Source organism: Zunongwangia mangrovi, assembly GCF_900112105.1.
GTDB classification, from domain to species: Bacteria; Bacteroidota; Bacteroidia; order Flavobacteriales; family Flavobacteriaceae; genus Zunongwangia; species Zunongwangia mangrovi.
Genome location: NZ_FOKV01000003.1, coordinates 99,983 through 112,971 on the forward strand (window position 1 = coordinate 99,983; position 12,989 = coordinate 112,971).

The 12,989-nt window shown below is 35.3% G+C and carries 13 protein-coding genes; 3 read left to right on the forward strand and 10 right to left on the reverse strand.

Going from position 1 to position 12,989, the window contains the following annotated elements:
* Nucleotides 1–16: 16 nt before the first annotated feature.
* A complete protein-coding gene (locus BM201_RS08730) occupies nucleotides 17–853 on the reverse strand; it encodes an ABC transporter permease (RefSeq protein WP_092541702.1) in 837 nt (278 codons plus the stop codon).
* A complete protein-coding gene (locus tag BM201_RS08735; RefSeq protein ID WP_092542315.1) occupies nucleotides 853–1,755 on the reverse strand; it encodes an ABC transporter ATP-binding protein in 903 nt (300 codons plus the stop codon). The genes BM201_RS08730 and BM201_RS08735 overlap by 1 nt, the downstream gene beginning before the upstream one ends.
* 402 nt (nucleotides 1,756–2,157) lie before the next feature.
* Here BM201_RS08735 and BM201_RS08740 point away from each other — a divergent pair, with 402 nt between their 5' ends.
* The gene (locus tag BM201_RS08740) at nucleotides 2,158–3,222 is read left to right on the forward strand and encodes a hypothetical protein (protein WP_092541704.1); all 1,065 of its coding nucleotides are present in this window, start codon (nucleotides 2,158–2,160) and stop codon (nucleotides 3,220–3,222) included.
* A 147-nt stretch (nucleotides 3,223–3,369) separates the two neighbouring features.
* Complete coding sequence (locus BM201_RS08745) at nucleotides 3,370–3,921, forward strand: hypothetical protein (protein ID WP_139219175.1); 552 nt, start codon at nucleotides 3,370–3,372, stop codon at nucleotides 3,919–3,921.
* A gap of 111 nt (nucleotides 3,922–4,032) precedes the next feature.
* Here the strand turns inward: BM201_RS08745 and BM201_RS08750 are convergent, their stop codons facing one another.
* The 6 genes from BM201_RS08750 to BM201_RS08775 form a co-directional block, all read right to left on the reverse strand.
* A complete protein-coding gene (locus tag BM201_RS08750) occupies nucleotides 4,033–5,091 on the reverse strand; it encodes a nucleoid-associated protein (protein WP_092541708.1) in 1,059 nt (352 codons plus the stop codon).
* Between the two features lie 50 nt (nucleotides 5,092–5,141).
* Nucleotides 5,142–5,654, reverse strand: coding sequence for an IS1096 element passenger TnpR family protein (locus BM201_RS08755; protein ID WP_084842661.1), 513 nt, complete (start codon nucleotides 5,652–5,654; stop codon nucleotides 5,142–5,144).
* A 24-nt stretch (nucleotides 5,655–5,678) separates the two neighbouring features.
* A complete protein-coding gene (locus BM201_RS08760) occupies nucleotides 5,679–6,704 on the reverse strand; it encodes a COX15/CtaA family protein (protein ID WP_092541710.1) in 1,026 nt (341 codons plus the stop codon).
* 45 nt (nucleotides 6,705–6,749) lie between these two features.
* A complete protein-coding gene (locus BM201_RS08765) occupies nucleotides 6,750–8,180 on the reverse strand; it encodes a CCA tRNA nucleotidyltransferase (protein WP_245758607.1) in 1,431 nt (476 codons plus the stop codon).
* A gap of 111 nt (nucleotides 8,181–8,291) precedes the next feature.
* Entirely contained in the window at nucleotides 8,292–8,861 is a 570-nt protein-coding gene (locus BM201_RS08770) for an L-threonylcarbamoyladenylate synthase (RefSeq protein ID WP_092541714.1), read from the reverse strand.
* A gap of 89 nt (nucleotides 8,862–8,950) precedes the next feature.
* On the reverse strand, nucleotides 8,951–9,892 hold the full coding sequence (locus BM201_RS08775; RefSeq protein WP_092541716.1) for a glycosyltransferase family 2 protein: 942 nt from the start codon (nucleotides 9,890–9,892) through the stop codon (nucleotides 8,951–8,953).
* Between the two features lie 208 nt (nucleotides 9,893–10,100).
* Between BM201_RS08775 and BM201_RS08780 the strand changes: the two genes are divergently transcribed.
* Nucleotides 10,101–10,856 carry a lipopolysaccharide kinase InaA family protein gene (locus BM201_RS08780; protein ID WP_092541718.1) on the forward strand — a complete coding sequence of 252 codons (756 nt, stop codon included), beginning with the start codon at nucleotides 10,101–10,103 and terminating at the stop codon, nucleotides 10,854–10,856.
* Between the two features lie 47 nt (nucleotides 10,857–10,903).
* Here BM201_RS08780 and BM201_RS08785 read toward each other — a convergent pair whose 3' ends face one another.
* Together BM201_RS08785 and BM201_RS08790 are read right to left on the reverse strand one after the other, a co-directional pair.
* Nucleotides 10,904–11,965 carry a UDP-N-acetylglucosamine 2-epimerase gene (locus BM201_RS08785; RefSeq protein ID WP_092541720.1) on the reverse strand — a complete coding sequence of 354 codons (1,062 nt, stop codon included), beginning with the start codon at nucleotides 11,963–11,965 and terminating at the stop codon, nucleotides 10,904–10,906.
* Nucleotides 11,962–12,984 carry a glycosyltransferase family 9 protein gene (locus tag BM201_RS08790; protein ID WP_245758608.1) on the reverse strand — a complete coding sequence of 341 codons (1,023 nt, stop codon included), beginning with the start codon at nucleotides 12,982–12,984 and terminating at the stop codon, nucleotides 11,962–11,964. The genes BM201_RS08785 and BM201_RS08790 overlap by 4 nt, the downstream gene beginning before the upstream one ends.
* Between the last annotated feature and the right edge of the window lie 5 nt (nucleotides 12,985–12,989).

The window sequence follows — 12,989 nt, forward strand, 5'->3', positions numbered from 1 at the left end:
AATGAAACTAAGGTTTTTATAAATCTCTTTTCTTCAATAACGCATAAGAGAAATACACAAATAGTACCGTCCAAACAATTACAATAAGGATTTGATACCAGTGTATGGAGTAATCTTTCTCGAAAGCAGATCCTAATTGATTGGCAGCAGATTGCACAGCATTAAGTCTTGAAAATGGTTCTTTAACCAAATTACTCATCGATTCTAATGGCAAAAACTGAACGATCTTATCTGCAATATCAGTTCCTTTAAAAATTCTCCATTTTAGGATAGCGTATAAAATAGTTTCAACGATCCACCAGATGAATAGAAATCCAAGCGCAAAAGCTGAACGTTTTACCAGAATGCCCAGGAATAGGCAGAAAGCAAAGAATCCTGTAAGTTTTACAAAATAGGCCAGAATGTATTCAAGGTCAGAAAAGATGATCGAAAACTCATTATAATCTGAAAATGAAAGCCCTAAGATCAAAGAAACTACAAAAAGGAAAATGGTCGAAACTATAGAAAATACCATCACAGTGATGAATTTCGATAAAATAAACTCCTTTTTTGATAGTCCGTCGATTAAGTTTTGTTTTAGCGTCCTGTTGCTATATTCGTTAGACATCATCGAAACGATCACGATCGCTAAGAATAATTTTAGCGTGGCAGCAATGTAGCTGTTAAAATGCCAGATAAATGGAAAATTGAAAATTCCCTGGTCTGCGATTCTAAAGTTGATGTTTCCAATAGGAAATTCTATTGAAGCAATAAGCGCGATAAAAGTGATTAAAATGAAATAAGTAAGAATAAGGATCTTTGAGGATCTACTATATCTAAGTTTTAGAAATTCTATATTTAAAAGTCGTAACATTACGCAGTAGTTTGATTGGTTAGTTGAAGGAATTGTTCTTCCAGGCTTTCTTTTCGTTTAATTAAATAGCTAAGACTAAGTCCTTTTTCAAAAAGATAACGGTTAATATCTGAAGCGCTCATTGGCTCTTCAATAATTGCAGTCACCAGATTATTTTTAAGACTCACTTTACCAATCGATGGATGCTCGTTTAATAATTGCTGAAGTAATTCGGTATTTTCAGCCTCCAGTTCAAAGAATCCGTGGCTGGCGTTAATGCCATCAACCGGTCCGCTGTATAATTTCACCCCTTTTCTAATGATCACCACATGGCTACACACTTTTTCAACTTCATCTAAAAGATGCGAAGCCAGTAAAATGGTAGTCCCGTCTGAAGCAATTTTGCGAATAATCTCACGAATTTGATGAATTCCCTGTGGATCGAGTCCGTTTGTAGGTTCATCTAAAATTAAAATTTCAGGATCATTGAGCAGGGCAGAGGCGATCGCCAGTCGTTGCTTCATCCCTAAAGAAAACGTTTTGAATTTACTGCTTTTACGGTCCAGTAATCCAACGATTTCCAGTTTTTCTTCAACTTTATTGCTGGGCACTCCTTTTATTTTACAAACCAGTTCAAGGTTTTGTGCCGCTGTCATATAAGGATAAAAATTAGGATGCTCGATGATTGCTCCTACTTTTTTTAAAGCTTCGTGTGTAGATTCGGCGCCATCAAACCACTTAAAATCTCCAGAGGTTTTATTCACCACGTTAAGGACCATTCCCAGGGTGGTCGATTTTCCACTTCCGTTAGGACCTAAAATTCCGTACACGTTTCCTTTCTCGATCGTAAAGGATAAATTGTCTACCGCTTTTAAAGGGCCGTAAACTTTTGTTAATTGATTAATGCTAAGGATTGTCTTCAAAATAGATGGTTTCTTTTCTCGATAATCGAGATTAAATTTTTCGAGGTTGCCCTCCAAATTAAAAATAAATATCACTAAACTCTGGGACTGCCATGAGATAGTTTACTTACACGACGACTAATTTACATTTTTGTTACAGTTTTCGTATTACTATCTTGTTTTTAACTGAAAGATTGAGATTATTGTCTAAGATTGAATTAATTTGATAATCGAAACGAGGCTATAAATAGAGAATGATTTTTTAATAATAGCTTTAAGTTTGCCCATAGATAGACGATTTCAAATTCGACATTTTAGGCTTTAATTTTTAAAAGATTTCTTCGGAAGTAGTATTCGTTAAATCCTTATATTTTCAATATCTTATAGAACTTCTTCAGAAGAATTTAAACAAATCGCAAGACTATGGAACCCAGACTGATGTCAAAAAAGAAACCTTCCTTTCCCGTAAATGATCGTTTCAATAAATACCTGGCACGTTATAATCGAAATACCAAAATTCCTGTTTTTTACGAAGATTTATTACGATTTTCTGGTTCTGTGGTGGTTTACGATCAGGATGATGAAGATACTTTTTGGGTACGCTGTTATTATCCCGAGTTTGAAAGAGAGGAAATAGATGAAAGCTTAAAAAAGATCTATAATATCCTTCATTCTGATGGTAGTGACGATATGCTCGAGTTTCTGGCTGTCGATGCCATCGATTATTGCACCTTCGGAAATTCCAGACCCTTCCGTATAAAAGTTCGGAATATTCTTAATGATGTTTTTACCTATTTCTACGTGAAAAAAGCTGATGCTTCCCGAATCTACGGACTCGAATTGGAACATTTGCTTTCTCCGCATCGTATCACTTTTTTGGTGTATAAAGACACTTTAATTGAAGCTCATATTGCAGGAATTCCGGGGGATGTTTTTATTGAAGAACATTTACCGAAATTAACCGAATGGGAAAAGGCACAGATCGCAAAGCAATTCGTAAAATTTAACGAGCGCTGTACAGTTCGGCTTTTGGGCGATATGCGTTCGTACAATTACGTGGTAATCCCAACACACGATTTTGATCATGTGCAATATCAAATAAGAGCTATAGATTTCGATCAGCAATGTTTTGAAGGAAAATTTAAAGTCTACCGACCACAATTTTTCAAGGAAAACTATAAAATGGTTAAGTTAGTTTCAGAACGTCTGCAATTATCGTCGATCGAGCAATATCGAAAAGAGGAACGTTCGCTGTTGGCTAAAAGGATGATCAATACACAGGCAAGATTTAAGCGATTGATAAAATGTATGAGCAACGACCATGTTTCAACCAAAGAAAATGTAAAGCAATTGCGAACAGAGTTGTATCACTTTACCAAAGACGTGAAATTTAAGCGAGCCAGCACCATGGGGCAAATCTTAAGAACTGCGCTAGATTTTGTGCAACGGAATTACGAAGATATTAATATGAAACGACTGCTGGAATAGAGCTCTCAGTATAAATTTAAAGCTACATTTAATTTAAAACTGAAAAAGTTTAGGGGAGACCGATAAAACTGAAAAAATTATTTAGGTTTGCAGATTGTTATAAATTTTAAAAATTTCAATCAAAAACATCAATTTACAGCAAACTTTATGATTAAAATATACAAATCCCTTAAAACTTTAAGTCTCATAGCCTTAGCAGCTACGCTAACAAATTGTGCTGATGACGACGAAAATCGAATTCCTAATTTTCCAGAATCTCAAATGTCTTTAATTCATGGTGACAGTCAAAAATCATGGCGACTTGTTGAAGTTGTAGATGATTATTCAGATGAAACAGACGATTTTTTTATTACTGCAGACTGTGTAAGTGACGATGTTTATACGTTTAAAGCAGATAGGGAAGTAGAGATCACTTATGGCGAAGTGCTTTGTTTCGATCGTTTAAGTGAAGGAAATTTTACCGCAGAACACGAACAATTTTCAGCTAATTTAAAAATGATTGGCGATCCCGGAACTATTTATTTAAGTTTTGGGAGAGGATATGCGAATGAGGATTATGGACTTGTAGGATCTACATTTTCAAATTACCAATTATCAGAATTATCTGAAAACCGAATGGTTTTTACGCATTCTAATACTGGAATCCTTGGCGATTATCACGAATCTTATACTTTCGAAGCTATCGAGCTTTCAGAATAAACAGTAAACTACTTCGAGGCAAGCCTCTGGGTATTATACCTTTTGGCGGTGCAAATAAAAATATAGGCCGAAATTATCGAATTTCGGCCTATATTTTTTTCTATTTAAAGTCTAGCTTTTTTCTTCTTTGTTGAAGTAAACCAGATAATAATACATCTGTTTTTCTTCGTCCCAACCTTTTTCTACGAATTTATCGGCAGAATCTGCATTTACAAAATCCATTTTAATCTGAATATTGGTATCCAGGTTGATCACGTTCTTTAGTTTTTTTCGTGCATCGGTCACCGCTTTATTCGCGATAGGGAAATTGGTTAGATCCTCGATCTTATATTTTGGAGCCTTCTCGGTTTTGTAATTCTGAAATTCAGGTACCAAATCTGGATTATCGATAACCGAGTTTAAGAAGTTTGTTTCTTCAAAATCGTCGTTTTTCGCGAAGTAATCCATACTTCGGTTCATAAACATTACTTCTTCTTTCTTGTCTTCCGCAGGTAAAACCACGTCTTTGGCGAAATTCTGGCAGAATTTTAAATACTTTTTAGTGTAGTAATTTTCATCGGCCATTACATCTACACCCAAAAAGTTCTCTAACCAGTATTTTGTGTCGTATTTGTTAGAATCGATCGATAAGATCTTGTAACCTTCAGCTCTTTGTTTGTTGAAGATCAATGCTCCTTTATCCAATTTCTGAAGATTGATTCCTTGCTGAACGATCATTTCTAAAATGCTTCCTTTTTCTTGAAATTGTAAGAAATCGTGCTTTAATTCAGATTTAAAAATTCCAATTGCCGGAAGCTTTTCGTTGTCTAGCTGTGCATTTTCAAAATAAACCACATACACTTCACCACTTTTAATGTGTGGATGTGCAGATTGCTCAAAAAGAAGCGTGGTTATTTTTTTTGAAGCCTCATGAATATTTTCAGGATTATCAAAAATAGCATTCGCCAGGTTGTAAAGTTCGTTGAACTCTAGATCGGTTTCATGATCAAATTTGTAATAATTCTCTTCTTTTTCTCTAAAAGGCTTTAGAAAATATTCCTTGATCAAAGGCGTAATTTCGTCATTTAGCTGATAAGGTGCTGCAGACAAAAAGATATTTTCGTTACGGCTTTTGTTACCCACACGATGAATCGATAAGGATTCAATTTGGGCATTATATAAGTTGATCATTCGGTTTAAAAATTATAAGTCGGTAAAATTACAGCTAAAAATATAGAAAATTAGTTCCAGTTTTCATCAAAAGAAAAACTGTCGTAATCGTCTACATCAAAATCGTCGTTAAAATTTTCGTCTGCCGCAGGATCTTCTTCAGCCTTAAATTCTTTATCTGGCGCATTAGACGGAATTTGCCCATGTACAAACATTAAATTTGGGTAATCACGGCCTTCTTCCACCTCTGCAATTTGGGCAAGTTCTACCATAAACGTCCACATATTAAAGAAATCGTACACGTAAAGTAGTTTGGTCTGGTCTTCAGAAAGTACGCTATCTAAAGTTGTTTCATTCATCAAACGAATGCTGTCGTCACCGCCACTCATGTCGAATTGATGAATTTCTTCACCCTGCGTCCATTCGTCGTCGCTTAAATAAAACGAAGCCATTTCGGTTCCGTCAAAACCAAACGCCTGCACAATGGTGTTGTGTAAATCCTCGAGCGTATCGGTTTTTAAAATTTCAATATCTCTAAAAACATCTTCTGCCGTGTCTAGAATTACTCTAAATCGATAAACCATAATTGAAAATTTTGAGCTTCAAAGTTAAGAAGTTTTAAGCGTTTTGCCACTTTTAAAACATTCTAATAATAAATAAAACTGCACCCCAAATAATACCGAAGCAATTACCAGGTGTAGTGGCTGACTTAAAAATGGGAAATCCAGATAATACATGGCCATTCCCGTAAAAATTTCAATCACAATTAGAAAAATGATCCGGTTGGTTAAGCCAAGATTGTAAAATTTTTGTTTGTTTTTCCACCAGATAAAAAGATTCACCAAAAAGACCAGAATCGAAAATGAGCGGTGAATGTAAAATGAAATTTCAGGATTATTAAGCCATAGATCGCGACTTCCGTAGCCGAAAATTTTCACCTGTTCGTCTACAAATTGTCGTACCTGTGTTCCTAAAACTACCTGAATCAAACTCAAAATTATCGATACAAGTACAACTGTTTTAAAAGTTTTAGAAACTTTAAAATCGTATATTTTTACTGAAGAATCTGCCAGGATATATAATAAGATGGCTACAATTACCAGCGCCATTACCATGTGCAGAGTAATCCTTACAGGCGCTAAAACCGAATAAACTACGGTAGCGCCAAGCCAGGCCTGAAATACCATTAAAAAAACTGAAAGCCATGATAGGATCGTAAGCCGTTTCCTGGTTTTCCACTTTCTAAAGGAAAGAATTGCCATGATCAAAACGGCGAAACCGGCCAAAGCGCCCACTAATCGGTTAATATATTCTGTCCAGGTATGCAGTGGATTAAATATTGTGTAATCGTGTTTGGTGTAGGTTTCCCAGTTGTCTGGATTATAATTTTCTGCGGAAGTAAAATCGCTTTTGGCAACTTTTAAACTTTCGTCTACAATAATTACCTGCCCTTTTTCATAATCTCGATCTGCCTGAAAAAGTAATTCAGATTCCTGGGTAGGAGGAATATAATATCCAAAACATTTAGGCCAGTCTGGACATCCCATTCCGCTTCCCGTCATTCTTACCACTGCACCTGCGATGATGACCAGGTACACTAAAACCAGTGCAATTTTTACCGAATTTCGATACACAATTTCAATTTTTTAAAAGTGAATTATTGGGAATTTCCTGATATTTTAATCTTGTTTTGATACTTCTTTTAAACCGAGTTTTTTACCTCTTTTAAGCATAAGTTCTCTTGCAGCGGCATGTTCATTTGGGATATCGCCTTCTAGAATTGCTTCTTTAATGGCATCTTTTATAATCCCAACTTCTCTACACGGCTTAATATTGAATGTTTCCATAATTTCTTCTCCACTAACCGGCGGTTGAAAATTACGAACATGATCACGTTCCTCAACTTCTTTCATCTTTTGCCTTACGATCTTGAAGTTGTTGTGGTATTTTTTGTAGCGACGCGGATTTTTAGTCGTGATATCTGCCTCGCATAAAGTCATAAGATCATCGATATTCTCACCGGCATCAAAGATCAATCTTCGTACAGCAGAATCTGTTACATCATCATCTACCACCGCGATTGGTCTGGAACTCATTAATACCATTTTTTGGACAAATTTCATCTTGTCGTTTAATGGCATTCTTAGTCGCTTAAAAAGTTTGTAAACCATTTTAGATCCTACAAACTCGTGCCCATGAAACGTCCAGCCATTTCTTTTATGAAATTTCTTTGTTGGAGCTTTACCAATATCATGTAATAGCGCCGCCCAGCGTAACCAAAGATTATCTGTGTTTTCGCTAATATTATCAACCACTTCAAGCGTGTGCCAAAAGTTATCTTTATGGCGTTGTCCTTCAATTTCGTCGATTCCTTCCAAAGCGGTAAGTTCAGGAAGGATAAGTTTTAAAAGCTTTGTTTTATGTAAGAGCGCAAAACCTTTAGAAGGTCTTTCAGAAAGAAAGATTTTATGCAATTCTTCTGTAATTCGCTCTTTCGAGATAATTTTTATGCGCTTATGATGCTCTTTTATGGCATCTAAAGATTTCTTCTGAATAATAAAATTAAGCTGCGATGCAAAGCGTATCGCTCTTAGCATTCGAAGTGGATCGTCTGAATAGGTGATTCCGGGTTCAAGCGGAGTCCTTATCAATTGCGATTTTAGATCTTCAAGTCCACCAAAAGGATCCAATAAATCACCAAAATTAGCTTTGTTAAGACTTAAAGCTAATGCGTTAATAGTAAAATCGCGGCGATTTTGATCGTCTTCAAGCGTTCCATTTTCTACAACCGGATTTCTACTATCTTCAGAATAACTTTCTTTTCTGGCACCAACAAATTCGATTTCCATATCGAAAGCACGCAACATTGCCGTACCGTAGTTTTTAAAAACCTGCACTTTTGGTTTATGCGGAAGGAGCTCAGAAACTTTTAGCGCCAGGTCGATACCACTGCCAACGGCAACCACATCGATATCTTTGGCATTACCACGTTGTAAAATAAAGTCTCTAACAAAACCACCAATAACATAACTTTCTAACTGAAGTTCTTCGGTTGCCTGAGAAATTACCTTAAAAATTTGATGATCTAAAGCTTCACTATAATTCTTCACTACATTAATTTTTCGCCACGAATACAGATACCTATAAAACGCTCTTTTAAAGTCTTAAAAAACCCATGGAATTTGGCAAATTTCGTAAAACCTTATTCGTGGTTTAGCAATCTATTTACGTATTACTTTAACCTTTCCGTCGTTACTAAGTTTAATAATAGCCGATGGTTTGGAAGATTTTTTAGACTGGTGCAAATTTACTACATAGTCCACACCTTTTAAAATTTCAGGGCTAATTTGGGAAAAAGAACCCGGTGTTGGTTGCCCGCTAATATTCGCAGAAGTTGAGACTAAAGGTCGGCGTAATCTTCTGGTCAATTCCTTACAAAAGGGATCTTTGGTAACTCTTATCGCAAGAGTGTTATCTTCAGCAATTACATTTTCAGCCACTCTAATAGGATCGTCGTAAATAATAGACGTTGGTTTTGCGGCATATTTTAAGATGTCGTAAGCAACTTCTGGAACTTCTTCTACATATTCATTCAGCATTTTAAAATCTGAAACCAAACAGATCATCGATTTGCTTTCTGCTCTTTTCTTAAGTGCAAAAATCTTATCAATGGCATCTGCGTTGGTAGCATCACAGCCAATTCCCCAAACCGTATCGGTTGGATAAAGAATAAGTCCGCCTTTTTTAAGAACGGCTAAACAATTTTGAATTTCAGTCTTTTTATCTTCCATAGTTACCTTGCTAACGACCTGCAAAGATACTTCAGAAAATTTATGAAACCAGTTTTAAGTCAAAATTCCTTAAAATCAAGACATCTTTTTTAAATCTCTTTAATCGATTGCTTTTGTTTAAGTGATTTAGAAAGACTGGCGCCGCCAAGTAAAAGTCTAAACAACGGGAAATATTTGGGTTTTACGATACAGGTTAAACCATACCGAATGCGGAGAAAATTCAGTAAGAATTGATGCGCTAAAAAGCCATAATGTTTACGAGTATGATAGAGTAAGGAAATCTTTAATTCTCGTTTGATAAGGATATTTACACTCTTTTTAATACTTACACTTTTAAAATGAATGTATTGCGCTTCAGGAAAAATATAGGCGTATTTCTTTCGCTCTTTTAAAAGTCGTAAGCCAAGATCTGATTCTTCGTAGTATAGAAATAAATTAGTGTCAAAACCTCCAATTTTATTAAAATCTTCAGCATTAAAAAACATAAACGATCCCTGAACATAATTTACGGCTGTAGGTTTATCGAAGAATTTTTTCCGACTGGGATATTTTTTGGGATTTACTTTTTCCAGAAATCCACGTTTTAGAATTTCCCTGCTAAGTGAAGAAAAGTGATCTATAGTACTTCTAAAATTTTTGTCTTCATCCAGCATTTGTGGCGAGCATACACCGGAATCTGGCGTAGCATCCATAAAATCTTTTAAAACCCAAAGACAATTATTGGTAAGCTGTAACGTATCGTTATTGATAAACGCATAATATTCGCAATTCGAGGCAGCATTAACGCCAATCATATTTCCTGCCCCAAAGCCAAAATTTTGTTTGCTTCTTATAAGCTTTGTGTTCGGAAAGTTTTTTTTCTGAAGCTCACTTTCTAAAAGTAAATAATCCTCTTTTTCTGAAGCATTATCTACCACTATAACTTCTATCGCTTCAGTATTTTGATGGGTTTCAAAAATCGAAGCCACGCAATCTAATGTAAATTTAGCAGTGTTATAATTTACGATAATACAACTTATAGCGATGCTCATATTAGAGATTTAGAGGTGTTTTTTTGAAATATGTTCTAGAAACGTTTAAAACTGATAATCCTGATTTATTATTAAACTTAGATTGCAAAACGTGTCTAAAATACCAAAATTTGACTTTTAGCCTAAGAACTCCTAAGTTTTTTATAAGGTCATAATACTATTCATATTTTCATTAGTCTTTAAGTTTCTATAATCGTAATTTTGCAACATGAAAATCGTATACGCAGACGCTTTTAAAGACCAGGCTGAAAAAATCGATCAAATTCTATCTGATTTTTCAGAGAAAGGGAAAACGCTTAGTAGTGGCCGAAATATCATTAAAACTTTCGATCTTAATGGTAGATTAGTTAATGTTAAGTCGTTTAGAATTCCCAATCTAATCAATAAGATCGTCTATCGTTTTTTTAGAAAATCCAAAGCTGCGCGTAGTTTTAGTTATGCTGAATATCTTTTATCTCGAGAGGTGGGGACTCCTTTTCCTGTTGCTTATGCTGAAGAGTGTAAGTGGATAACATTTGGCCGCAGTTATTACATTTGTGACCATTTAGAATACGATTTTACCTTTAGAGATATCGAGAAATTTGAAGATGAAGCACAAAAAGAATCGGTTTTAAGGGCTTTTACACGCTTTACTTACGAGCTGCATGAAAAAAATATTGAGTTTTTAGATCACTCTCCAGGAAATACGTTAATACAAATCGATGGCAATCAATTTGAGTTCTTTTTGGTCGATTTAAACCGAATGAATTTTAAGCGGTTGGATTTTAAACAGCGCATGAAAAATTTCGCTCGCCTTACGCCAAATAAGGAAATGATCAAGATTATGGCTAACGAATATTCTGTCCTGACGGCGTGGAACGAAAACGAAGTTTTTGAAACAATGTGGGGTTACACCAAAGAATTTCAGGAGAAATTTTTAAGGAAAAAAAGGCTAAAGAAAAAGCTTAAATTCTGGAAAAAGTAATTTTCTAATTCGCAATAAAAATATCTCCCGTTTTTATCGAATTTCGACTATCGAGTAAAAGGTTTCCTATAGCTTTTTAAAGTAAAATAATTCAGTTTTTTTCTTAATTGATAGCGTCTTACCAAATTTAAAGGTTTACTGGATAATTCAGATTTATCGGTGTGTAAAACATCAATACAGGTAGAAATTACGCGCTCGCTGCTTTTGCCATCAAAATAAGGATGCGTGTTGTAAATGTAAGATTCGATGTTTTTTAGTAGTTTTTCTGAAGGTGAAAAAGCTGCTTTAATGGCGCTTTCAATTTCTTCAGCATTAGAAATATCGATAAGATGATTGGCAGGTTTATTATTTCTGAAAGTCACTACCGGTTTTTTCTGAAGTATAAACTCGGTAATCGCAGATGTGGTGTCTGAAAACATGATGTCTGCCTGGCGAAACAGCGGAATAATATCTGTAGTATCGTAATATTTGAAGTTTTCGTGCTGCATTTTTTTAACGATCTCAATTTTCTCCTTATTCATTTTTGGATGCAGCACAGCCAGAAACTCAAATTCGCCGGTTTTCGATAATCTTTTTATTTCAGCGATCACTTCTTCATTATACAACCAACTGTATTTTGGAGAAAAGGTAGAAGAAAGCAATATTGTAGGTTTTTCATGCTTATTTTCTTCAATCTTAAACAAAGGATCTACTTTAGACCAGCCGGTTTCTCTCACTAAAAAGTGATTCTTTTTTTGCTGAATTTCCTTAAACGGAATGGTCGTCGATGGTCCTTGCGTACAATAAAGATCAAATAAACCACGAATTCTAAAATGACCTTTTTTGTCGCTATGTTTATTGGCTAAAAATCCATGAAAGATCTGCACTTTTAATCCCGGTAGAAAATCGGCAACAACATCTGTAATGCATAGCACGATATCTGGATTGTAATCTATCGCGTCTTCAATTGTTTCGATCAAATCCCCATTTTCAGGGAAATAGGATCTGGGAGGATCCAGCTCTGTAAACCATTTTACCTCGTAACTTCTTTTCCTAATTTCTTCCTGAAGCGGTAAACCAATCGGCAACGCGTAAGTATGACTTAAGTAAATTAAAAAGCGATAGGTCATTTAGTGTTCAGTTTTAAGAATTGATTCAGAGGTTCTTCAATATAATCTGGTGAAAATTTCTCGTAAAGCCGAAATACATCTTTGTGCAAATCTTCCAGACTTTTTTCAGCAAATAATTCCGGAGAAAAATCTTTTAAATGAACCGAAACATTCTGCTTTCCGTCTTCATAAATATTCCAGTTCGTTTTGTTTAAAGGAGGTGAAAAAATCGCAAAAGATGGGACATTTAAAGCTTTTGCCATGTTTATAGCGCCACCTTCATTCCCTATGATCGCATCACAAAAACTGGTAAGTGCTAAAAATTCTCTCAGACTTTTTCCGTAGCTCTCAAGATAAATTTTCTGCTTGGTTTGAGTATTGCAATAACCAATTAAAGTTGAAATTTGCTCTTTTTGGCTTGGGATATAATTGAATAAAATAGCCGTATTTTCTTTGGCTGCGATCTGGTCTAAGAGCCTGGCCAAATAGGGGAGCGGATAGGTTTTCTTTTCTGAACTTCCTAAAGCCCCGATCATATAAATGGAATCTGGAAGATCTACGCCGCCTTCAATCAAAATTCTTTTAGCTTTTTCACGTTCAGCATCACTCAAAAAGATTTTTGGTTTTAGCTGAAGCGGAGCATTTTTAATAAGCGGAGTAAGTAATCGCATTCGCTTTTCGATCGCTGCACCTGCAATAGTTTTCGCCTGAATTTTTCGGCTAAAAACATGTGTGTAGAATGGGCGGGTATATTTTTTATCGAATCCAATTTTATATTTAGCCCCAGATAAACTGGTAAGAATCGATGTTTGTACCGTAGAATATGCATCGATAATAGCGTAGTATTTTTCAGATCTAATTTGCTTCAGTAATCTATAAAAAGGAAGCTCATTTTTACCGAATATCAGCTTATCGATAAAAGGATTGTTTTCTACAACCGCCTTAGTGTGCGGATAAATTAGGTAATGCAACTGCGCTTTAGGATAAGCATCCCGAAGTGCCTCAAATAAGATTGAGGACGTAAGAACGTCCCCAATCATTTTTT

Coding starts and splice junctions, on each gene's coding strand:
- BM201_RS08745 (WP_139219175.1), top strand. CDS start 3,370: ATGATTAAAATATACAAATCCCTTAAAACTTTAAGTCTCATAGCCTTA.
- BM201_RS08790 (WP_245758608.1), bottom strand. CDS start 12,984: ATGATTGGGGACGTTCTTACGTCCTCAATCTTATTTGAGGCACTTCGG.
- BM201_RS08730 (WP_092541702.1), bottom strand. CDS start 853: ATGTTACGACTTTTAAATATAGAATTTCTAAAACTTAGATATAGTAGA.
- BM201_RS08740 (WP_092541704.1), top strand. CDS start 2,158: ATGGAACCCAGACTGATGTCAAAAAAGAAACCTTCCTTTCCCGTAAAT.
- BM201_RS08750 (WP_092541708.1), bottom strand. CDS start 5,091: ATGATCAACTTATATAATGCCCAAATTGAATCCTTATCGATTCATCGT.
- BM201_RS08775 (WP_092541716.1), bottom strand. CDS start 9,892: ATGAGCATCGCTATAAGTTGTATTATCGTAAATTATAACACTGCTAAA.
- BM201_RS08785 (WP_092541720.1), bottom strand. CDS start 11,965: ATGACCTATCGCTTTTTAATTTACTTAAGTCATACTTACGCGTTGCCG.
- BM201_RS08770 (WP_092541714.1), bottom strand. CDS start 8,861: ATGGAAGATAAAAAGACTGAAATTCAAAATTGTTTAGCCGTTCTTAAA.
- BM201_RS08755 (WP_084842661.1), bottom strand. CDS start 5,654: ATGGTTTATCGATTTAGAGTAATTCTAGACACGGCAGAAGATGTTTTT.
- BM201_RS08780 (WP_092541718.1), top strand. CDS start 10,101: ATGAAAATCGTATACGCAGACGCTTTTAAAGACCAGGCTGAAAAAATC.